This is a genomic window from Actinomadura atramentaria DSM 43919, from assembly GCF_000381885.1.
In the GTDB taxonomy this organism is placed as follows: Bacteria; Actinomycetota; Actinomycetes; order Streptosporangiales; family Streptosporangiaceae; genus Spirillospora; species Spirillospora atramentaria.
Genome location: NZ_KB907208.1, coordinates 112,511 through 134,788, shown reverse-complemented (window position 1 = coordinate 134,788; position 22,278 = coordinate 112,511). Strand labels below are relative to the sequence as shown.

The 22,278-nt window shown below is 71.5% G+C and carries 16 protein-coding genes; 7 read left to right on the top strand and 9 right to left on the bottom strand.

The features are described from left to right. Positions 1–150 precede the first annotated feature (150 nt). The gene (locus G339_RS39645) at positions 151–651 is read left to right on the top strand and encodes a hypothetical protein (protein ID WP_019629138.1); all 501 of its coding nucleotides are present in this window, start codon (positions 151–153) and stop codon (positions 649–651) included. 104 nt (positions 652–755) lie between these two features. Here the strand turns inward: G339_RS39645 and G339_RS0100600 are convergent, their stop codons facing one another. The 5 genes from G339_RS0100600 to G339_RS0100580 form a co-directional block, all read right to left on the bottom strand. Beyond that, complete coding sequence (locus G339_RS0100600) at positions 756–3,320, bottom strand: bifunctional FO biosynthesis protein CofGH (RefSeq protein ID WP_019629137.1); 2,565 nt, start codon at positions 3,318–3,320, stop codon at positions 756–758. 136 nt (positions 3,321–3,456) lie between these two features. After that, positions 3,457–4,416, bottom strand: a complete 960-nt coding sequence (locus tag G339_RS0100595; RefSeq protein WP_019629136.1) for a LysR family transcriptional regulator — start codon at positions 4,414–4,416, stop codon at positions 3,457–3,459. A gap of 334 nt (positions 4,417–4,750) precedes the next feature. After that, the gene (locus G339_RS0100590; RefSeq protein ID WP_019629135.1) at positions 4,751–5,638 is read right to left on the bottom strand and encodes a DNA-3-methyladenine glycosylase family protein; all 888 of its coding nucleotides are present in this window, start codon (positions 5,636–5,638) and stop codon (positions 4,751–4,753) included. Positions 5,639–5,690: 52 nt separating this feature from the next. Next, a complete protein-coding gene (gene manB / locus G339_RS0100585; RefSeq protein WP_019629134.1) occupies positions 5,691–6,758 on the bottom strand; it encodes a mannose-1-phosphate guanylyltransferase in 1,068 nt (355 codons plus the stop codon). A gap of 102 nt (positions 6,759–6,860) precedes the next feature. Next, on the bottom strand, positions 6,861–7,538 hold the full coding sequence (locus tag G339_RS0100580) for a class I SAM-dependent methyltransferase (RefSeq protein WP_205625472.1): 678 nt from the start codon (positions 7,536–7,538) through the stop codon (positions 6,861–6,863). A 210-nt stretch (positions 7,539–7,748) separates the two neighbouring features. Between G339_RS0100580 and G339_RS0100575 the strand changes: the two genes are divergently transcribed. Beyond that, positions 7,749–8,723, top strand: a complete 975-nt coding sequence (locus G339_RS0100575) for a lysylphosphatidylglycerol synthase transmembrane domain-containing protein (protein WP_019629132.1) — start codon at positions 7,749–7,751, stop codon at positions 8,721–8,723. 6 nt (positions 8,724–8,729) lie between these two features. On the opposite strand, the gene G339_RS0100570 is transcribed toward G339_RS0100575, so the two are convergent. The 3 genes from G339_RS0100570 to G339_RS0100560 form a co-directional block, all read right to left on the bottom strand. Further along, positions 8,730–9,809, bottom strand: a complete 1,080-nt coding sequence (locus G339_RS0100570) for a glycosyltransferase family 4 protein (RefSeq protein WP_019629131.1) — start codon at positions 9,807–9,809, stop codon at positions 8,730–8,732. Then, positions 9,810–10,811: a glycosyltransferase family 2 protein gene (locus G339_RS0100565; RefSeq protein ID WP_019629130.1), complete on the bottom strand. Its 1,002-nt coding sequence runs from the start codon at positions 10,809–10,811 to the stop codon at positions 9,810–9,812. Between the two features lie 131 nt (positions 10,812–10,942). Beyond that, complete coding sequence (locus G339_RS0100560) at positions 10,943–13,042, bottom strand: hypothetical protein (RefSeq protein ID WP_019629129.1); 2,100 nt, start codon at positions 13,040–13,042, stop codon at positions 10,943–10,945. 173 nt (positions 13,043–13,215) lie between these two features. Here G339_RS0100560 and G339_RS0100555 point away from each other — a divergent pair, with 173 nt between their 5' ends. The 5 genes from G339_RS0100555 (at position 13,216) to G339_RS0100535 (ending at position 20,508) form a co-directional block, all read left to right on the top strand. After that, positions 13,216–14,061 (top strand): TIGR03089 family protein, encoded by an 846-nt coding sequence (locus G339_RS0100555; RefSeq protein WP_019629128.1) that lies wholly within the window; start codon positions 13,216–13,218, stop codon positions 14,059–14,061. 37 nt (positions 14,062–14,098) lie between these two features. Next, entirely contained in the window at positions 14,099–15,517 is a 1,419-nt protein-coding gene (locus G339_RS0100550) for an LCP family protein (protein WP_026341015.1), read from the top strand. 77 nt (positions 15,518–15,594) lie between these two features. Further along, entirely contained in the window at positions 15,595–16,914 is a 1,320-nt protein-coding gene (locus G339_RS32060; protein WP_019629126.1) for an acyltransferase family protein, read from the top strand. 345 nt (positions 16,915–17,259) lie between these two features. Next, positions 17,260–18,195, top strand: coding sequence for a CDP-alcohol phosphatidyltransferase family protein (locus G339_RS0100540; RefSeq protein WP_019629125.1), 936 nt, complete (start codon positions 17,260–17,262; stop codon positions 18,193–18,195). Positions 18,196–18,294: 99 nt separating this feature from the next. Continuing rightward, positions 18,295–20,508: a bifunctional glycosyltransferase/CDP-glycerol:glycerophosphate glycerophosphotransferase gene (locus G339_RS0100535; RefSeq protein ID WP_019629124.1), complete on the top strand. Its 2,214-nt coding sequence runs from the start codon at positions 18,295–18,297 to the stop codon at positions 20,506–20,508. 13 nt (positions 20,509–20,521) lie between these two features. Here G339_RS0100535 and G339_RS32055 read toward each other — a convergent pair whose 3' ends face one another. Further along, positions 20,522–22,273, bottom strand: a complete 1,752-nt coding sequence (locus G339_RS32055) for a hypothetical protein (RefSeq protein ID WP_157407224.1) — start codon at positions 22,271–22,273, stop codon at positions 20,522–20,524. Between the last annotated feature and the right edge of the window lie 5 nt (positions 22,274–22,278).

Genomic DNA, 22,278 nt, shown 5'->3' with positions numbered 1-22,278 from the left:
CAAGCCGATGCCCAGCCTTCCGTGAGCCATCCCTTGTCAGCCATCTGACCTGCGGAAATTCGAGTTATCCACAGGTTGGAGCTCAGGATGCGGCAGGGCTCCGGCACAGGTTCTCATGGACTCCGTCCGATCGACCGAAGGGAAGAAGCCATGCGAGGCGACAGCGTCGAGGTGCTGGCCGACTGGGGAGCCAAGGGCCTGCACCGTTACGTGATCACCACGACCCGCGCCGGACGCCGTCTGGAGGTGACGGCGGGCTCCGGGGTGGTCGAGGTCCGGGAAGTGATGCGGACCGGCCGCGTTGTGTGGACGTTGCGGTTCCCTGCGGAACGGGTCGTCCACATCCTGGAGAGCGACGGTTCCGCCGACAGCTCCGCGATGTTCGAGATCGACTGCGTCCGCGTCCCGGCCGAGTCGGCGGGGCTTCAGGATGAGGCGGCGGCGGACGACGCGTCCGCCGTGGTGACATCGGAGGCCGTCGCACCGGGCGTGCCCCCGATCGCCGCACGGCCGCCCGTCCCGGCTCTGACGGCTGCGAGCGCGGGACCGCTACGCGACAACGGCTCGTCCAAGGGCCTCGGGAGGCAGGGCAAGACGAACAAGGGCAAGCGGGGTTCGCCGCGAAAGCGGCCCGGTGGCAGGAAGCGGTGAACGCCCCGAGGACAGCCTGGCGGCGGGGTGCCGCACCGTCGTCCGCTGAGCGCTGGACGACGGTGCGGCGGTGACGCGGTTCAGCCGCGCACGGTCATCGGTCCTCAGACGGCCGTCAGCGGCAGGGAACGCAGGCTCCCACCGCCGAAGTGGCCGATGCCGTCGGTACGGCGGGCCGCCTCCAGCCGCTCGGCGGGGACCTCGCCGTACAGCGTCGTGCGCTGCCGGGCGGGACGTCCCGCCGCGGCGGCGATGGCCTCCAGTTCGCTGATCGGCTTGAACGAGCCGTTCTCCGAACCCGCCATCCGGCTGATCGTCTCCTCCATCAGCGTGCCGCCGAGGTCGTTGACGCCGCCGCGCAGGACGCGGGTGCAGAGTTCGTCGCCGAGCTTCACCCAGGACGTCTGGATGTTCGGGATCGCGCCGTGCAGCAGGATGCGCGCGAGGGCGTGGACGGCGACGTTCTCGCGCGCGGTCGGTCCCGGGCGCGCGAGGCCGGCCAGGTAGATCGGCGCGTTGTTGTGGACGAAGGGCAGTAGGACGAACTCGGTGAACCCGCCCGTCCGCTCCTGGATCGAGCGCAGGAGCCTGATGTGCGCGACCCAGTGCGACGGGGTGTCGACGTGCCCGTACATCATCGTGGAGGTGGTCGGAATGCCCAGCTCGTGAGCCGTGGTGACGACCTCGACCCACTGGTCGGCGGGCAGCTTGCCCTTGGTGAGCACCCATCGGACGTCGTCGTCGAGGATCTCGGCCGCGGTGCCGGGCAGCGAGTCGACCCCGGCCGCCTTCGCCTCCTGCAGCCACTCCCGGACGGACATGTCCGTCCGGCTCACCCCGTTGACGACCTCCATCGGGCTGTAGGAGTGGAGGTGGATGCCGGGGGCGCGGCGCTTGACCTCGCGGGCGAGGTCGAAGTAGGCGGTGCCGGGCAGGTCGGGGTGGATGCCGCCCTGCATGCAGATCTCGGTCGCCCCGGCCGCCCATGCCTCGTCCACGCGGTCTCCGACCTGCGACAGCGACAGCGTGTACGCGTCGGCGTCGGTGCGGCGCTGCGCGAACGCGCAGAACCGGCAGCCGGTGTAGCAGACGTTGGTGAAGTTGATGTTCCGGGTGACGACGTAGGTCACGTCGTCGCCGACCGCGTCGCGGCGCAGGTCGTCGGCGATGCGGGTGAGCGCGTCGAGCTCGGGGCCTTCGGCGTGCAGCAGCGCCAGGGCCTCGTCGTCGGAGATCCCGGCGGGGTCGCGTTCGGCGTGCGCTAGTGCGGCGCTGATGTCGGCGTCGAAGCGGTGCGGTGCGTTCATCCGCTCGCGTAGCGCGTTCCAATCGCCGTAGACCTCGTCGAAGTCGTCGCGGCGGTCGGACGTCCGGCCGGTGGTGTCGATCTCGACGTGCAGGTCGGTCCGGCCGGACGCGGTGAACCCGCCGTCCGGCTCCTGCCACGGGCGGCCCTCGGGAATCGCGCCCTCGCGGGCCAGGCCGGTCGCGGGATCGGCGAGCGCCGCGACGTGCCCGGCGACGCGCGGGTCGAGCCACGGCTCGCCGCGCCGGACGTACTCCGGGTAGATCGTCAGGCGTTCGCGCAGCTCGAATCCGGCGGCGGCCGTGCGCTCCGCCAGCTCGTCGATCTGCGGCCACGGCCGCTCCGGGTTGACGTGGTCGGGCGTGAGCGGCGAGACGCCGCCCCAGTCGTCGATGCCCGCGCGGAGCATCAGCGCGTACTCGTCGGACACCAGGTTCGGCGGCGCCTGGATGCGCGCCTTCGGTCCGAGGATGAGCCGCGTGACGGCGATCGTCGCGGCCAGCTCGGCCAGTTCCGCGTCCGGGGTGTCCCGCATCTTGGTGTCGGGCTTGGCGCGGAAGTTCTGGACGATGACCTCCTGGATCGCCCCGTACTCCCGCATCGTCCGGCGGATCTCGAAGATCGCGTCGGCGCGTTCGTCGACGGTCTCCCCGATCCCGATCAGGATGCCGGTCGTGAACGGGACGTTCGTGCGGCCCGCGTCCTCCAGGACGCGGAGCCGGACGGCCGGGTCCTTGTCCGGCGACCCGAAGTGCGGGCCGCCCCGCTCGGTGAACAGCCGCGTCGCGGTCGTCTCCAGCATCATGCCCATCGACGGCGCGACGGGCTTGAGGCGCTGGAAGTCCCGCCAGGTCAGCACGCCCGGGTTGAGATGCGGGAGAAGGCCCGTCTCTTCGAGGACCCGGATCGCCATCGCGCGGACGTAGGAGAGCGTGTCGTCGTAGCCGTGCGCGTCCAGCCACTCGCGGGCCTGCTTCCAGCGTGCTTCGGGCCGGTCGCCGAGGGTGAAGAGCGCTTCCTTGCAGCCGAGCGCCGCACCCTGCCGGGCGATCTCCAGGACCTCGTCGGGGCTGAGGTACGGGGAGTCGAGTTTGTGCGGGACGGTCGCGAACGTGCAGTAGCCGCAGCGGTCACGGCACAGCCGGGTCAGGGGAATGAAGACCTTGCGGCTGTAGGTGACGATTCCCGGCCGCCCGGCGGCGGCCAGGCCCGCGTCGCGGGTGCGGGAGGCGTAGGTGAGCAGGTCGTCGAGCTGCGCGCCGCGGGCGTGCAGCAGGGTGGCGGCCTCGGATCGGTCGAGTGTCTTGCCGTCGCGCGCGCGGGCGAGCGCCCTGCGCAGCGCGGACTCGGTCACGCCCGTCATCGCCGCGCCCCCCGGCGCGCGCGGTGATCGGTCGGCGTCCTCATGGCGTCCATGCGGGGCACTCTATGCCAATCGTCATAATTCCGGGAGCGGCGGGGTGCCCGCTTCGTCCTTGGCAGCGGCCGGGAGTCCCGTTCTATTCCCCGGCGGCGGGCGGGCGTCCCCGGACGAGGCCGGGCCGCGCGGCGACCAGCGCGTCGGCAGCGGCGCGGACCGCGTCCAGCACCGCCCGCACCGACGGCCGGACGTCCGCTCCCGCGCGTCGCCACAGCTCCATCGTGCGGTGCAGCGGAGCGCCCGCGATTTCACGAGCAACGACGCCCGGTTCGTTCTCCGCGCCCGCGAGGTGCGGCACGATCCCCACCGCGCCCGCCGACGCGATGAGCGCGAAGATGACGCGCAGGTCGTTGGAACGGTGCCGGACGTCCGGCCGGTACCCGGCGAGTTCGACGCAGGCCCGCTCGATCTGCGCCGCGTGGTTGGTGCTCGCGTAGGGCGACGCCCACCGCTCCGCTGCCAGGTCGGCGAGGCGGACCGGCCCCGGTCCGCGCGCGAGCCGGTGCCCGGCCGGGAGCACGACGCGCATCGGCTCGGTGACGAGCACTTCCGACGCCAGGCCGGGGCGGTCCGGCCGGGGCAGGTTGGGATGCTCGTCGGACAGCACGACGTCGATCTCGTGGGCGGCGAGCGCGTCGAGGATCGCGTCGTCCTCCGCGTCGCGGACGTCGACCCGCAGGTCGGGATAGGCGGCCGCGAGTCCTGGCAGCGCGGGAACGACGACGTTCAGCAGCGCCGTCTGGAACCCGACGACGCGGACCGTCCCGACGACCTGGCCGCTGGCGGCGAGCGCCGCCTCTTCGGCGCGCTCCGCGTCCGCGAGGAGCGCCCCGGCCCGTTCCGCGAGCACTTCGCCCGCTTCAGTGAGGCGCAGCCGCCGACCGGCCCGCTCGACCAGCGGAACGCCGACCTCCCGCTGGAGTTGCGCGAGCTGCTGGGAGACCGCCGACGGGCTGTAGCCGAGCGCCTCGGCCACCGCGCCCGCCGTGCCGCGCCGCTTCAGCTCGCGCAGCACGCGGAGCCGACCGAGATCCAGCATGCGACGAGATCCTTCCACGGCGGGCGACCACTGGCACGCTGGGACGGTGAAGGAGTCCTTACACGAACACTACAGAAATCATCGCTGGACCTGAACGTTCGTCCGAGCGCAGACTTGCAGTACATCCCGCGCGGGAGCGTCCCCCGGGGCCCGGCCAGGCCCTCCACGTTCGTCGAAGGACGGTCCCCCATGTACTCCCTGCTCGCCCTGTTCCTCACACTCGCCGCGTTCGGAGCGCTCGGCGTCTTCTTCGGCGCGGACTCCCGCGACGGCCACGACTGGACGACCGGCGAGCGACGCGGGCCCCGGTTCGGGCCGCCGCCCCGCATCCTCGTCAGAAGGAGCGGTAGTCGCGCACCGCGAGCCGAGGCCCCCGCCGAGGAGGACGAAGACCGGAGAATTCCAGCAGCCTCGTGACGCGGTGCCGGTGCCCCGCGTACGGCTCCAGGAGTTCCAGCATCCCCGCGTCGTCCACCTTCCGCCCCGCCAGCGCCCATCCGACGAGGCCGGGCAGGTTGTAGTCGCCGACCGACACCGCGTCCGCGTCGCCGACCGCGCGCTGGCGGATCTCGGCGGCCGTCCACACCCCGATCCCCGGCAGCGACCGCAGCCTGTCCTCGGCGGGGTCCTCCTCCAGCCGCGCCGCCACCCGCGCGGCACCGATGATCGTCTGCGCGCGGATCGCCTCCGCGCCCGACCGGTGCCACTCCCAGGACGGAATCCGCGCCCACACGTGCGGCGGCGGCGGAACGCGCATGGCGGGCGCGCCGGGCGCGGGCGTACCGAACCGGCGCAGCAGGTAGCGCCAGGCGCGGAACGCCTCCAGCCCGAGGACCTTCTGTTCCAGGACGGCCGGGGCCAGCGCTTCGAAGACCCGGTTCGTCCGGCCGATCCGGAACCCGGGCGTCCGGCCGACAGCGGTGCGGAGCGCGGAGTGAACTGGCTTGAACCCGTCGGTCGTGTCGCGGGCACCGAGCAGGTCCGGGACGTTCTCCAGCAGCCAGGCCGCACCCGGCCCGAAGGCCGTCGCGCGCACGGTCCCGCCTACTGCGACGACCCGCAGCGTGCCGGGCCCGTCCGGAGTGAACGACGCGCGCCAGACGCCGCCGGCCTCGTCCACACGGAACGCCGGGTCGCCGTGCCCGCGCCGATGCGGTGCGAGGACGCGCGCCACATTGACGGGCCACGGCGGACGCCACTCGCGCTCCACGGTCTCGGCCACCGCCGCACTCTATGCGTTGACCAAGACTTGGACAGCCTGCGCCGAAGGCCCGTCAGGCGTCGGTGGAGAAGCGGACTGCCGTCGCCGGAAGCTCGATGCCCGGCCAGAGCCGCAGGCCGTCCCGCAGCTCGTTGCCCGGCCCCACGACCGCCGCGTCACCGAGGATGACGCCGTCCAGGGTCGCGCCGGGGCCGACCCGCGCCCCCCGGCTCAGGACCGAATCGCGGACCGTCGCTCCCTCGGCCACGAACGCGTCGTCCAGCAGCACGCTGCCGATGACGGTCGCGCCCGCCTCGATCACAGCGCCGCGCCCCACGGTGGTGCCGCCGCGCACGACCGCGCCCGGCGCCACTACGGCGCGGTCGAGGACGAGCCGTTGCCCGGGCCGCCCCGGCATCGCCGGGGACGCGAGCCGACCGAGTACGAGATCACGCGAGCCCTGCACGAAAGCCTCGGGCGTGCCGACGTCCAGCCAGTAAGCCGACTCGACGTATCCCATCACCGTCGCGCCGGACGCGATCAGCGAGGGGAACGTCTCCCGTTCCACCGACACGACCTCGCCTTCCTCGATCGTGTCGATCGCCGCGCGGCGGAACACGTAGCAGCCCGCGTTGACCTGGTTCGTCAGCGGCCGCGCCGTCTTCTCCAGGAACGCCGTCACCCGGCCGTCCGCGTCGGTGGGGACGACCCCGAACCGCGATGGGTCCTCGACCTCGGTGAGGTGCAGTGTGACGGCCGCGTCCGCCGACGTGTGCAGCTCGACCTGCGCTTTCACATCGTGGCCGGACAGGATGTCGCCGTTGAGGATGAGCACCGGGTCCGCCGGACCGGACTCCAGAGCCGTCGCCGCGTTGCGGATCGCGCCGCCGGTGCCGAGCGGCTGGCGCTCGCTCACGTAGCAGAGCTCGACGCCGTAGGCGTGCGAGCCGAAGGCGGCCTCGAACATCTCGGCGCGGTAGGAGGTCGCGAACACGATCCGCGTGACGCCGAGGGCGCTCGCGCGCGCGAGCTGGTGGGCCAGGAAAGCAACGCCCGCCGTGGGCAGCAGCGGCTTGGGCGTGGAGATCGTCAACGGGCGCAACCGCGTGCCCCGCCCCCCGACCAACAGGATCGCTTCCACTGGGCTCCTCCCTCGACCGGCCGGACGGGCGTCCGGCTCCCACGGCGTTCGGGCGAGCCTACTGCGCGGTCCCCGCGAAGATCACGGAGGGGAAGCGCGAGGTCAGCGCTTGCGCACCTGGAGCAGCACGATGCTCCCGCGCTCGTTCGGCGCGCTGCGGTCGGCGAGCGCGACGAGCGGGGCCAGCGGTGCGGCGGCGTTGAAGCCGATCTTGCCGCCGTAGGTGGACAGCGACAGGTACAGGCGCTCGGCGGCGGCCGTGCGGAACTGGTACGAGTGCCGGACCAGGTCGAGGCCCCGCTCGTCCAGCAGCGCGCGCAGCGACTCGTGCGTGTAGGTGTGCTGGACGTGGTACTTCGCCTTGTGCGCGTCGCGGAGCTTCGGCCAGGCGTCGGCGCGGCTCAGCACGTCCGCCGACATGAAGATCTGCCCACCCGGCTTGAGGACGCGCGCCATCTCGTCGAGAGACTTGCCGCCGTCGTCGAAGTGCTCGATCGCGCAGACCGACAGGATCGCGTCGAACGACGCGTCGGCGAACGGCAGCCGCAGCGCGTCGCACTCGATCAGCGCGGGCGCGTGGGCGAGGGTAGCCCCGTAGACCATCTTGGCGCGCGCCAGGTCGATCGAGACCGCCTCGGCGCCGCGCTTGCGCGTCAGGCCCGCCCAGTAGCCGTCGCCGCCGGCGACGTCCAGGACGCGGTGCCCGCGCAGGTCGCGGCCCATCCAGTCCAGCAGCGTCCCGGCCTCGCGGTACCGGCAGACATGCACCTGATGCCCCATGAAGGCCACGACATCCGAGAGTTTCACCCGCGCCACCCTACCGAGCGCCCGGGGCGCACGCGGCACCCAATCATGGCGGCGTGCCCGGTCGCCTACGCTTGGGCGGGTGGGGTTCCCCGGGAACCTCGACGCCGCGCCGGGCCTTCCGTTCCGGGGCGCGGCCGTGCGGAGCCCCGTGCCGAGGGTCCGCGACCACGAGAAGGGTGACCGGTGACGTCCAAGGCCGCCGTCCTGCGGGCGCTGCGCGTGCTGCTCGTGCTGCTCGCGCTCGGGTTCTGCGCCTACAGCGTCGCCTCCCAGTGGGACGACACCGTCCGCGCGTTCCGGCAGATGTCCTGGTACACGCTGGTCGGCGCGCTCGTCTTCGGCGTCGCGGGGCTGTTCGCGTGGACGCTCGGCTGGCGCGCCTTCATGAGCGGACTCGGCTCGCCGCTGCCGTTGAAGGCCGCGTTCCGCATCTCGGCGATCTCGGGGCTCGGCAAGTACGTGCCCGGCATGGTGTGGGTCGTCCTGACGCAGGTGGAGCTTTCGCGCGAGCACCACGTGCCGCGCGCTCGCAGCTTCAGCGCGTCCGTGCTGGCCGTTGCGACCACCACGGCGTGCGGTCTCGCGGTCGCGGCGGCGACGCTGCCGCTGACGTCGGCGGCGGCGCGGCGCGAGTACTGGTGGATGTTCCCGTTCGCGCCGGTCCTGCTCGCCGCCCTGCATCCCAAGTTCGTGACCTGGGCGCTGAACACGGTGCTGCGGTTCGCTCGGCAGTCGCCGCTCGAGCACGCCGTGTCGTTCGGGGCCATGTCGCGCGCCGCCGGCTGGACGATCGTCGGCTGGCTGCTGTTCGGCGGCCACCTGTGGCTGCTGTGCCAGTCGGTCGGCGGCGGCGGTCTCCGGCTGGTTCCGCTCGCGGTGGGCTCGTACGCGCTCGCGTTCGTCGCCGGGCTGCTGGTGTTCATCGCGCCGGGCGGGCTCGGTGCGCGCGAGGCGGTTTTGACCGCAGTGCTGTCGCCGGTGCTTCCGGCGGGCGCGCCCCTCGTCGTCGCGATCTCCTCGCGCGTCGTGCTGACGATCGCGGACCTGCTCTACGCGGGCGCGGGAGTCCTCGCGGGGCGCGGACGCGTCGTCGCTCCAGCGGACGGGGACGCCGACGACGCGCGGGAACTCGTCACCGGGCCGCCCGCCAAGGAGTGACGGCGGTCACTCCCCGGTCAGAACGTCGATGTAGGCGTCCCAGCGCGGACCGTGGTCCACGCGTTCGATGCCCGCGCGCAGGCGCTCGGCCTCACCGGGCGCGTAGAACCGCTCGATCGCCTTCGCCAGCCCCGCCGCGTCGCCGGGCTCGCAGAGCAGCCCGTCCACCCCGTCGCGGACCTGGTCGGGGAAGCCGCCGACCCGCGTCGCGATCACCGGGACGCCGTGCTCGTGGGCCATCCACACGTTCTGCGACGCCGTCGCCGAACGGTAGGGCAGGACCAGCGCGTCGGCGGCCGCGAACAGCTCGGGCACCTCCGCCGCCGGGACGTATCCGGGCCGCAGATCCACCCGCCCGGTGAGACCCAGGTCGCCGATCAGCGCCTGCGTCTCGTCCACGCCGCCCCAGAACTCGCCGGCAACGGTCAGCCCGACGTCGGCGGGGCCGTCGGCGAGCGCGCGCAGCAGCACGTCCAGGCCCTTGTACGGCCGGACGATGCCGAAGAAAAGGAGGCGACGCCGCACCTCACCGACCGGGGGAATCTCACCGGCCGGAGCGACCGGAAGGTGCGCGGGCATCTCCGCGACCCGCACGGGCCGAGACGTCAGCGTCCGGGCCAGCTCGGCCTGTTCCGCCGAGTGGACGAGCACGCCGTCCACGCGCCGCAGCAGCGCGCGCATCAGCGGCCGGTCGTAGGGCTTGCGCTCGTGCGGCAGAACGTTGTGGCACAGCGCCACAGTCCGCGTTCCTCGCCCGACTCCGGCGAGAATCCCCAAGTAGGACGGCACTTGCACCGGACTCAGCACCGCGAATACGACCAAGTCGGCGGACCGCAGCGAACGCCCCGTGCGCCACCAGCCGTCCGGCCGCCGCCAGTCCAGCGCGTGCCGGGTCGCGGGGAAGGGCTCGCCCTCGGGGTCGTCGATGGTCTGCTGGCCCGGGTACAGGAATTTCGGGTACTGCGCCCGCCACGACTCGACGGCGACGTCGTGCCCGGCCGCCGCGAGCCGGTGCGCCAGCTCGGTCGTGTGCTGCGCGCCGCCGCCTTTGTACGGGAACGCCGGTCCGACGATCGCGACCCGCATCTAGACGTCGCCGCGTGATCGGACGATCAGGTCCGCCAGCAGTGCCAGCGAGGCGATGATCAGCCCCGTCACGAAGATCATGATCGTGTTGTTCGCGAAGTAGCCGAAGTGGGCGACCATGTCGTACACGCCCTTGACGATGCCGATGACCAGCAGCCACAGCGCCAGCGGCATCAGCACCTTGAGCGGGTTGAAGTACATCACCATCCGCAGCACCTGGAGGATGTAGCGGTACGCGTCCTTGGTGAAGTGGAATTTCGACTTGCCCGCCCGCTTGGCGTAGTCGATCGGGACGTACCGCACCGGGTGCTGGTTGGACAGGAACGCGATGGTGATCGTCGTGACGCAGGAGAACCCGGGCGGCAGCAGCCGCAGGTAGGGCAGCGCCACCGACCGGCGGAAGGCGCGCAGGCCCGAGTTCAGGTCCGGGATCTTGGTGTTGGTGAGCCGCTCCGCGGTCTTGCGGATGAACCACTTGGCGGGCACGCGCAGGAGCTTGTGCGTGCCTTCCTCGGTGCGGCGCGCGCCGACGACCTGGTCCACCGACGGGTCGGTGTCGAGGATCTCGACCAGCTCGGGGATGCGCTCGTTCGGGTAGGACATGTCCGCGTCGGTCCACACGACGATGTCGCCGCGCGCCTGCTGGCTGCCGATCCGCCGGACCGTGCCCGAACCGCTGTTGTGCTGGAACGCCATGATCCGCATGGTGGGGAAGCGCGGCGCGGCCTCGCGGAGCCGGGCGAGCGTGTCGTCGGTGGAGCGGTCGTCCACGGCGAGCAGCTCGTAGGACTTTCCGCTGGCGTCCATCGCGGCGCAGATGCGCTCGATCTCGGCGATGACGTGGTCCTGCTCGTTGTAGCAGGGCAGCACGATCGTGACATGGACGCCCGAGTCGCCGGACACGGGCTCCGTCCGGTCCTGCGGCAGGCTCGCCGGGACGGCCTCGGCCTCGGGCGCCGGGACGGACACGGGTGCGGTCTCGGTGGCGGATTCGGTGCTCACGCAGCGCGAGAATACCGGTCCTCCGCTCCGGATGACGCCGCCGCGGGCCGACCGCGCCGCGCTTCGCCCGCGCGTCGGCGCAGTTGAGGGTCTGTCCGATGGCACGTGGGAGAGCGGGTGCGAACGCGACCTTACGGGCGCGGCGGCTCGGCGATCCACACGTCGGACGTCAGGCCCCAGGTGGAGTCCGGCGGCGAGGTCAACGTGCGTTCGTCCTGCCGGGTCCGCAGCCGCATCACCTGGACCGCCTGGCCGTACGGCGAGACCTGGCCGGCCTGCGCGCCGAGGACCACCGGCCGCCGCCCCACCGCGTAGATCTTCCCGACGACGCGCCGGACGTCGGCCGTGCCCGCATGGTCGTTGACGCGGGCCGCGGGCAGACCGCACATCCCGCGGATGACCTGAAGGAGGCGATCCGAGGTCGCGTGGTCCACGACGAGCACGGACCGTCCGGCGCCGCCGATGCCGCTGCACATGCCGCGCACGGCACCGATCTCGTGCTGCTCGGTCCGTTCGGTGAGGACGCCGTGGGACGAGAGCGGGATCGGGAGGAAGAGCAGCAGCGCCACCGCGACGGCCGCGCACCGGACGGCGACGGGTCCGTAGCCCGCGCGCCGGACGCGCCGCATCGCCCAGGACGCCGCCCACAGCGCGAGCAGGATCATGCCGGGGATGACGACGCCGAGCAGCCGCCGCGCGGCCCACGGGTGGTCCGGCGTGATCGCGGGACGGTAGAGCGTGGTGACGGTCGTCCAGCCGATGACGGCGAGCGGGGGGAACCAGCGCAGATCCCCGCCGCGCAGCAGCCGCCGCACGAGCAGCGCCGCGCCGAACGACGCGAGCAGCACCACCGGGATGCCGACGTACCAGATCACCCAGTAGAGCGACAGTTCCGAGTACTGGCGGGCTCCGTCGACCGGCAGGTGGGTGAAGCGCTGCACCTGCTCGATGAACTGCGCGTTGAGGCGGTCGTCCTCGGACTTCGGGACGCGCCGGACGGTCTGGACGAGCGGCCGCACCGCGAACGCCGTCATGACGAGCAGCGTCAGCACCGCGCCGAGGCCGGGCACCGGACCGCCCGCGACCGCCCGGCCGAGCCGCCGCAACCGTTCCCCGGTCGCCGGAACGCGCAGCGCGACCGCCATCAACGCCGTCGCGACGACCAGCGCGGCGGTCATCATCAGCAGCGGGTCGAGCGAAGCGTGGAGATAGCGGAGGTAGGGCCGGGAGAACCGGAAACCCTCCCCGAGCCCCGCACCGGCACCGACGAGAAGCCCGGCCGCCAGCGGCCAGCCCATCCGGGTGACGGGCCGCTCGCGCGCGGAGTCCGCGCCGGGCTCGGCGAGGTTCGCGGGCAGACCTCGCCGGTCACGCCGGCGCCGCCGGGGAGCGAGGCCGATGAGCAGGCCCGCGATCACGACGAGGGGGAAGACGTCCCGCAGCGCGTCGATACGAACCAGAACGATCAACCCGAAAGCGAGCCCCGCCAGGAACGCGCGCACGCGCGGTCGGCTCAGCGCGGCGTCGTCCAGCATCGCCAGCCCGCCAAGGAGAAGGACGAGCGCGGGGAGTTCGCTCAGCGTGGAGCGCGAACCCCAGATCATCGGCGTCGTCAGCGCGAGCATCAGCGCGCCCGCCGGTGCCCAGCGCGGCCCGGCGAACCGCGCCACGACGCCGCCGAACGCGAGCACGGCGCCCGCGCCGAGCAGCGGCGCCATCAGGACCATCCCGTGGGTGCCGCCGAGCCAGCCGCCGAGCGTCAGCACGAGCGGCAGCCCCGCCATGAACTGCGGGACGATCGAGCCGCCGTCCGCGTAGAAGGCGGGGCTGTCGTAGGTGAGGACCGGATCTCCGCCGCCGAACGCCTGCCGCATCTGCGGAATGGGCAGCGAACCGTGGTCGGTGAGCCACGTCGCGAACTGGACGTAGGAAGCCGGATCGCGGCGGACGATGATCTGCTCGGAGCACATCAGCGCCTGCAGGACCAGGAACGCCAAGGCGACGACGACGACGCCGACGGTCGACCACCAGGGCACTCGGACCGGGTCGTCGGCGGGAGACCGGCGCAAACCCGCCCACAGCAGCGCCGCCGCGACCGGGACGAAGATCACGATCGCCGGTCCGGGACGGAGCACGCCGCCGAACAGCAGCGGCAGGGTGACGACGAGCCACGCCATGACCAGCAGCGCCGGGATCACCGTGAGCCGCGCGAGCAGCCGGCCCGCGCTCACATGTGCCTCCGCTGGGCGTTCCGTCGGCCGCGGGCGGGGCCGCCACGGGCCGCCGCGCGCCGTCCGGGAGCGCGGTCCGTCGATCGGGTGCCTGATCGTATTCACCGCTGGTGACGTGCCGCAAGCGTCGGGAGATCATCGGATCGGGCCGCGCGTGCCTCTACGCTCGGCCCATGACCGACGCACGAGGACCGGAGCCGCGCACGCCCGCCGAGCTGCTCCGGCGGCGGGTCGCCGACGACCCGTCCCGGCCGCTGGTGACCTTCTACGACGACGCCTCCGGCGAGCGGGTGGAGCTGTCGGCCCGCACGTTCGACAACTGGGTCGCCAAGACCGCGAACCTGCTGGTGGACGAGCTCGGCGCGGGGCCGGGCGGGATCGAGCACGCGGTGTTGGTGCTTCCGCCGCACTGGCAGTCCGCAGTGTGGTTGATGGCGTGTTGGTCCGCGGGCGTCGCCGTGCGCGTGGTCGATCCGGCGGACGGGGTCGCGGGCGACCCGCCGGACGCGCCGTTCATCCTCGCGGCGGCGGAAGAGGTGCTCGCGGACGTCGCGGACGGCCCGCTCGGGTCGGCCGCCGACGAGTTGGTCGGTCTGTCGCTGCACGCGCTCGGCGGCCCGCTGGCCGCGGCGCCGCCCGGCGTCACCGACTACGCGGTGGAGGTGCGCGCACACGGCGACCGTTTCACGCCGCCGCCGGGCGTTGGCCCGCAGACCTCGGCGTTGACTGTGACAAAGGTCACACTGACAGCGGGCGAGCTGGTGGCCGAAGCGGCCCGAACCGTCGACAAATGGGGCCTGGACTCGCAGGACAGGCTCCTCGTTGCCATGTCCTTCGCCACACTCGAGGGTCTACTGGCGAGTCTCCTTGCTCCACTAGTCTCAGGAGCTTCCGTCATAATCCAACGAAACTTTGACAAAGCGGCCCTAGATCGTCGCCTGACCCTCGAACATGTGACAGCGATGGCCGGTGTGCCCGAACCCAATGACGCGTCCGGGTCCGTCCACCGGCTCGCCTGACCTACGCTCAGACGCGATCCCGTCCCACTCGGAGCCGATGAACAACAACCCGATGTACATGGAGTACGTCGACGACGCCGATCCCGAACCGGCGACTCGTCGACGTGGCTGGCGCGTCCTCGGTTGGATCTCCGTCGGCCTCTCGGTGGTCACCGTGGCGGGTGCCCTCACCACCTACGGCATCTACCGCCACGCGCTGGGCAACATCGCGCACGAGGACGTCAACGCTGCCATCGGCCCCAACCGGCCGAAGAAGCTCAACAACGCGATGAACATCCTCGTCCTCGGGTCGGACACGCGCTCGGGGAAGAACGCCAAGTACGGCAGGCGCATGAAGGACGAGCCGCCGCGCTCGGACACGATGATCCTGATGCACCTCTCCCCCGGCGGGAAGCAGGCCATCGGGATCAGCTTCCCGCGCGACCTCCTCATCCCCATCCCGTCCTGCACGGGCCGGAACGGGCAGAAGACTCCCGCGGTGAGCCGGGCCATGATGAACTCCTCGTTCACCAACGGCGGCGCGCCCTGCGTGATCAAGACGATCGAAGCCCTCACGCAGATCAAGATCGACCACTTCGTCCAGGTCGACTTCACCGGCGTCAAGACGATCACCAAGGCCGTCGGCGGCGTCCCGGTCTGCCTGCCGAACGCGGTGAACGACAAGGACTCCAAGCTCCACCTGTCCGCCGGCACGCACAAGATCTCCGGTGAGACGGCGCTCGCGTACGTCCGCGCCCGGCACGGCCTCGGCGACGGCTCCGACACGCAGCGCATCAAGCGCCAGCAGAAGTTCATCGGCGCGCTGGCCAACAAGGTTTTGAGCGCCGGGACGCTGAGCAACCCGACGAAGCTCGTCCCCCTCATCAACGCCGCCACCAAGAGTCTCGTGGTGGACGACGAGTTGAAGGAGGGCACGATGATGCAGCTCGCGCAGAGCATGTCCGGCCTGTCGTCGGGCAAGCTGCGGTTCGTCACCGTGCCGTCCGGCCCGGACCCCGCCGACACCAACCGCGTCATCCTGTCGTCGGGCGCCCAGGACTTCTTCTCCGCCGTCCGCAACGACAAGACCGTCCCGTCCGAGGCCAAGCCCAAGGCCACGAAGGTCCCGCCGAGCCAGGTGACGGTGCGGGTCTACAACGGCAGCGGGACGCCGCGTCAGGCCAACCGCGTCGCCTCCGACCTGCGGACCAAGGGCTTCCAGATCAGCGGCACGGGCAACGCTTCCAGCACGGCGACGACCAAGGTCGTGTACGGTGCTGGGGCGGAAGAGCAGGCCCAGACCCTCGCCGCCCAGATCCAGAACGCGCCCGCGCCGAAGGCGCTCCCGTCCGCCGCCGCCGGGTCGGTCGGCCTGATCATCGGCCGCGACTGGGGCGGTCTGAAGGGCGCCGGGGGCGGGATTCCCGAGCAGCGGGACGAGGTCAAGGCGAGCGACGACATCTGCAAGGGCGCCTGACCCGCGGCCGGCCCGAAGACGGGACGGTGCGGCGGTGACGGCCGGAACGTACCGATGAGGAGCCGGCTCCACAGCCCATGACGTACGACACCAGGCCATCGGCCACCCCGCAGCCCAGACGCCCGTGGCCCGGCGAGACGCCGGATGCCGCGGTCCCCGCCGCGACCGGGGCGCACGCCCCGCCGGGGCCGGGCGAGGGCGGCGGTCCGGACGCGGCGCAGCGGGCGAGGGACGGCGGCGCGCCGACCGCCCCCCGGCCCCGCAAGCAGCGGGACCCGTTCTTCGACAACGCGAAGTTCCTGGCGATCCTGCTGGTCGTGATGGGGCACTCCCTGGCCAACCTGCTCGACGTGCCGGTGGCCAAGGGCCTCTACATCTTCATCTACATGTTCCACATGCCGCTGTTCATCGTGATCACCGGCTACTTCTCGCGGAACTGGACGTTCGCGGGCGGCAAGGCCCGCAAGCTCATCACCAACGTCGGAATCCCCTACGTCGTCTTCGAGACGGCGTACTCGCTGTACGACTGGCTGGCGGGCCGCCACCACCTGGAGATCAGCCTCCTCGACCCGTACTTCCTGACGTGGTTCCTGTGCGCGCTGTTCTTCTGGCGGCTGTCCACGCCGGTCTGGCAGCAGATCCGGTGGCCGCTCGCCGTGGCGCTGGTGTTCTCGCTGCTGTCGTACATGAGCCACCTCGGCAGCACCTTCGACATCCACCGCGTGATCGGGCTCCTGCCGTTCTACGTGCTCGGCCTGATGCTGAAGCCCGACCACTTCGAGATGCTGAAGAAACCGCAGGCGCGGGCCATCGGAATCGTCGTGATGGTCTGCGGGCTCGCGGTCGCGTGGGTCGCCAAGGACCACATGGCCCATTCGTGGGTCTACTGGAAGAGCCCGAACAGCTCGTTCGGCGTCGACAACGTGACCGGCACGGCGATGCGGCTCGCAATGTTCGCGGCGGCGGTGCTGCTCGTCGCGGCGTTCCTGACGCTGGTCCCGCAGCGGCGGACATGGTTCACCGGTCTCGGCGCGACGACGCTGTACGCCTACCTGCTCCACGGGTTCGTCACACGGCTGCTCCAGTTCACCGGCTGGTGGGGGTCCGACTGGATGCACACGGTCCCCGGCATGGTCGCGGTGCTCGTCGGCGCGGCCGCCGTAGGGACGTTCCTGTGCTCCAAGCCGGTCGTGAAGTGCATGAGCTGGGCGCTCGAACCCAAGATGACCTGGGCGTTCACCCGGCTGCGCAAGCCCGCGCTGACGACGACCCGGCAGCCGAAGCACGCCGCTCCGGCCGAGGGCTCCGCGCCGGACGTCCCGGCCGGGCCGGGAGCGCCCGAACCGGCCGGTTCGCTGCCGTCCGCGCCCGGCGGACGCCCGTACCCGCCCGCCTGACCTGGGCGGGACCGTGCCAACGGTCCCGCCGTCCCGGCCAGCCCGCACCGGACGCCCATCGGGTTCGCCCGGTTGGCACCGGTTGGCACTTTTAGTCACAACTCGGCGACAACGCCGAAGGCCGAATCCGGTCACCCGTTACCATCGACAGGGCGTTTCGAGAACCCCCGCACACGCAGGCTGTGGGCGCCGCATGCCGGGAAGCGTGAACATTCTTGAGGTTCGCGCGCTCGGCGACCGGGGATGCCTCTCGGCACGGAGAAAGGACAGCTTTTCATGGCGAACTTCACGCTCGATGACGTTCGGCAACGAACGTATAAAGCGCGTGACGCGTGGTGGACGGTGATGCTGGTCGATCCGCTCGCCGCCCGGCTGGTCCGCTTCACCGCCAACCGCACCCGGATCACTCCGAACCAGCTCACCGTCGGCGCGCTCCTCCTCGGCCTCGCCGCGGGCGCGTGCTTCACCGTCGCGACCTGGCCGTACCTGCTGATCGGCGCGCTGCTGTACCACCTGTCGTTCACGCTCGACTGCATGGACGGCAAGATCGCGCGGCTCAAGGGCACCGGGTCGATCTTCGGGGCCTGGCTCGACTACATCTTCGACCGCGTCCGCGTCCTGGCCTGCGCCTGCGCCCTGATGGGCGGGCAGTACGCCCGGACGGACAATGTCGCCTACATCTGGGCCGCCGTCGCCGTCGTGTTCCTCGACATGCTCCGGTACATGGACGCGCTGGAGATCTACAAGGTCCGCAACCAGATGCGCGGCAAGATGCGCATGGCGCAGGAGGAGGCGGCGGAGCTGGAACTCGCCGTCCGGCGGCGCAACGGCGAGGAGCCCGTCACGGGCACGCTCCACGACGCGTTCCAGTCGACCGGGCTCCAGCCCGACCCCGAGGCGGACATGGAGGAGCAGGTCGTCGGCGACAACCCGAACGTCGCGCTCCAGCAGGGCTTCAACAAGCGCTTCCCCTGGTACGCGCGCATCCGCAACGCGCTGCTGCGCGGCCGCATCCGCCCGCACCTGATCAGCGGCATCGAGTTCCAGATGGGCGTGTTCATCGTCGCCCCGCTGATCGCCGCCGCCGTCCCGGGCGCGATCATCCCCGTGACCGCCCTGTCGGCCGCCGGAATGCTGACGTTCGAGCTAATCATCATCTACAAGTTCTGGCTCTCCACCAAGGACTACAGCCGGTCGATGACCAAGCTGGACCGGCGCATCGCCGACGCCCGCGCCCAACTCCCGATCGAGGAGGGCACGCCGGTCGCCAGCACCGGCTGACAGCCCCACCGCGACCCCGCTCGTCAGGTCCCCCGCGGGGAGGGTCCATCGGAAAGCCGCCCGGAATCCATCCGACGATGTCGTCCGATTGGCGTTCTCATGGAATTCGACCGCTCTCCCGCTCCGACCCTCAGTGTCGTCGTGCCCGTCCACGGCGTTCAGGGCTACCTTCGGCAGTGCCTGGACTCCTTGCTCGTCCAGGACGCCGAAGGACTGGAACTGATCGCCGTGGACGACGCGTCTCCGGACGGCTGCGGGGCCATCCTCGACGAGTACGCGGCGCGCGACCGGCGGGTGCGGGTCGTCCACCTCGACGACAACGTCGGCCTCGGCGAAGCCCGCAACGTCGGGCTGGAGCTGGCCCGGGGCGACTACCTCTGGTTCTTCGACAGCGACGACTACGCGACCGAGGGCGCCGTCCCGGCGATCCTGGCCCGTCTCGCGGCGACCGAGCCCGACGTGCTGCTGTTCGACTACGCCCGGTCCTACTGGACCGGGCGTTTCGAACGCAACAAGATGAACCGCCTGTTCCGGGAGCCGCCGGCACCGGACGTCTTCTCCCCCGTCGACCGCCCCAGCGTGCTCGAACTGATGATGACCGCCTGGAACCGGGCGATCCGGCGGGAACTGCTGCTCGAACTCGGGCTCCGGTTCAGCGGCGGCTACTACGAAGACCTCAACGTCACGTATCCCGTCCTCATGGCGGCGGAGCGGGTGAGCCTGCTCGACCGGGTCTGCTACGTGTACCGGCAGCGGCGCAGGGGCGCGATCACGCGGACCACGGGCCGCCGCCACTTCGACGTGTTCGCGCAGTACGAGCGGGTGTTCGCGTTCATGGACCGGACGCCCGCCACCGAGCCGTTCCGCGCGCTGATGTTCGACCGCGCGCTCTGGCACCTGCTCGTCATCCTCGGCAAGCGCGACCGCCTGCCCGACGAGGACCGGCCCGCGTTCTTCGCCAAGGTCGCCCGGTTCTACCGGTCCCACCGCCCGGAGGGGCACGTCACCGCCGACGACCCGGCGGTCGCGGCGGTGGCCGCGGGCGACCACGACGCCTACCGGCGCGCACTCGACCGCGCGGACGCCCGCAGACGCCGGGAGGCGCGCAACCGCGACCTGACGCGCCGCGTCGGCCGCCGGACGACGCGCGTCAAGCGGCGGCTCAAGCTCGGCTACTACGGCGTCGAGCGGCGGCGGTGCCCCGTGGACGAGCACCTCGCGGTGTACGCGGCGTACTGGAACCGCGGCTACTCGTGCAATCCCGCGGCAATCTATGAGAAGGCGCGGGAACTCGCCCCCGACGTGCGCGGCGTGTGGGTCGTGCGGCCGGACGCGGCGGGCGAGCGCGGCGGCCTGCCGCCCGGTGTGGAGCACGTCGTCGCGGGGTCGCCCGCCTACTACCGGCTCATCGCGCGTGCCAAGTACTTCATCAACAACGTGAACTTCCCCGGGCACATCGTGAAGCGCCCCGGCCAGGTCCACCTCATGACGCAGCACGGGACGCCGCTCAAGGTGATGGGCCTCGACCAGCGCGACTACCCCGTCGGCGCCAAGGGCATGCACTTCGGGAAGCTCATGCGCCGCTCGGACCGCTGGGACTACCTCATCTCCTCCAACCCCTTCTCCAGCGAGGTCTGGCGGCGGGTCTTCCCCTGCGAGTACGAGATGTGGGAGATCGGGTATCCGCGCAACGACCGGCTCGTGCGCTCGGACGACGACGAACGCGCCCGGCTGCGGACCGAACTCGGCGTGCCCGAGGGCGCGACGGCGATCCTGTACGCGCCGACGCATCGCGAGTACCAGCGCGGCTACCGGCCGATGTTCGACATCGGCCGGTTCGTGGAGCGGCTGGGGCCGAACGTCGTGCTCCTGCTGCGCGCGCACTACTTCTACGGCGACGAGGACCTCGCGGACTCGATCGGCCCGGTCCACGACCAGGTCGTGGACGTGTCGGGGCACCCTTCGGTCGAGGACCTGGCCATCGCCTCCGACGTTCTGCTGACGGACTATTCGTCCGTCATGTTCGACTACGCCAACCTCGACCGGCCGATCGTCGTCCACGTGGACGACTACGACGCGTACCGGCGGACCCGCGGCGTCTACTTCGACCTGCCCGCGACCGCGCCCGGCGTCGTCACCCGCACCGAGGACGAGCTGGCGGACGCCTTCACCTCCGGCGCGGTCTGGGACGACCCCGCCCACGCCGCCCGCGCCGACTTCCGCGCGCGCTTCTGCCCCTGGGACGACGGCCGCGCCGCCGAACGCGCCGTCCGCGGCCTGTTCCTCGGCGAAAAGGTCAAGACACCCGGCTGAGTTCCGAGGTGCGTCAGTGGTCGGCGGCTTCAGGCGTTCCGGCGGGCTCGGCGGTCTCGCCGAAGTCCGCCTCTTCAGCGGGTTCGGTGGCGCTGGTGGTCGCGTCGGACTTAACGGCCGTGACCGTCTTGGCGGGCTCGATGGTTTCGACGGCCTCGCCGATCACAGCGGCTTCGGCGTCTCCAGCGTGCTCGGCGGACTCGGCGGCGGCCGGCCGAGCTTCCGCGATGGCCGCCTCTGACCGTTTCGGCGTCAGGAGCGCGAGGCCGAGCGCGAGGCACGCGAACGGAACGGCCGGCAGCACGTACCGGTAGTCGAAATCCGCCGTCGCGGCAGGGACGACGAGCAGTCCGAGTCCGACGCCCCACGGGATCATGGGCCCCTGGATCCAGTCCAGCAGCGCGCGGCGGTTCCGTCGACGGCCGGGGATGCGCATCCGGAACAGCGGCACGACGAGTGCGGCAAGGAAGATCGCTCCGAGGATCGTTCCAGGCATCCAGATGTGCGCCTGGTAGCGCAGCATGCGGCCCGACCACGGCTGGACGACCCGGCTCTCGCCGCTGTCGTTCCCGGTGTACTGCTCGGCCAGCACCCGCTGGGAGTCAGGCCACCGTTCGCCCACGGGGAAGACGTAGGAGCGCTGGGTCCACGGGTTCGGGTAGAACGTGCGCTCCCATTTGAAGCAGCGAAGCGTGTCGTTGACGACCACGCGGATGTAGTCGCCGGGCTGCGCGAGGATCGCTTCGCGCGCGAACTCGCTCGCCAGTTCGTTGTTCTCCTTGTTCGTCTGCGCGTCGGGCATCCCGCGGAAAGGCGAGTCGTGCGCCCACATCACCGAGTACGCCGCGGAGATGCGCGGGTCGGTGTGTTTGGGGCACAGCGCCGCGAGCCGCGCGTCGGGCTTGATGACGGCGCAGTCCGCGAACTCCGCGACGCGACCGTAGAGGAAGATGCCGCTCGCCTTCGACGTCGCGAAGTCGCCCCACACCGACTGGAACCAGAACATGTAGCCGACGACCGGGGCCGCGAACGCGACGGTCGCGGCGACCATCGCGCGCCAGCCCGCGCGGCGGACGAGCATGCCCAGCAACAGCAACGCGATGAACGGGAGCCCCAGCGTACGCGTGACGGCCGACGCGCCTATGAGGAGACCGGCGAGGGCACCGACCCACCACGGCATCCGGCGTTTCCACAACACCATGAGGAAGGCGGTGAGCAACAGGAACGTGAAGAACGTTTCGGCGAACAGACCGTGTTCGAGCGAGATTTCGTGGGTGGGGAGGACGATCGGCGTGATGAGCACCGCGCCCACGAGACCTGGCAGCCAGTGCCGCCACCCCAGCAGGCCGGAGCCGTCCGTCAGCGGCCAGGCGGCGCGGCCCGCGCGCCACACCAGCGCGTAGACCATGACCCCGAACAGGATTCCGAGCGCGTGCTGCACGGCGAGGACGGCCGTCAGGCTGTGGAGCGGCCGCAAGAGCCAGAGGAACAACGAATAGCCGCTCGGCCGTAGTTCACCGGGCGTGAGCTGGGTGGCGTCGCGCAGGTAATGGTAGGAGTCGCCGAACCACAGCGCCCCTGGGTATCCGAGGACGGCGACGGTACGGACAGCGATGCCGCCGGCAAGAACGATTATGGCGAGCAGGTGCCAGCCGGCGAAGCGCGTCGCTCCAAGAGCCGCGCGGACGGGGTGCCGCAGAAGGCGGCCACGTCCCTCACCGGCCGATCGCGCAACCGGGAGTCGGGGGGAACGGCGAAGCCTCACGTTGG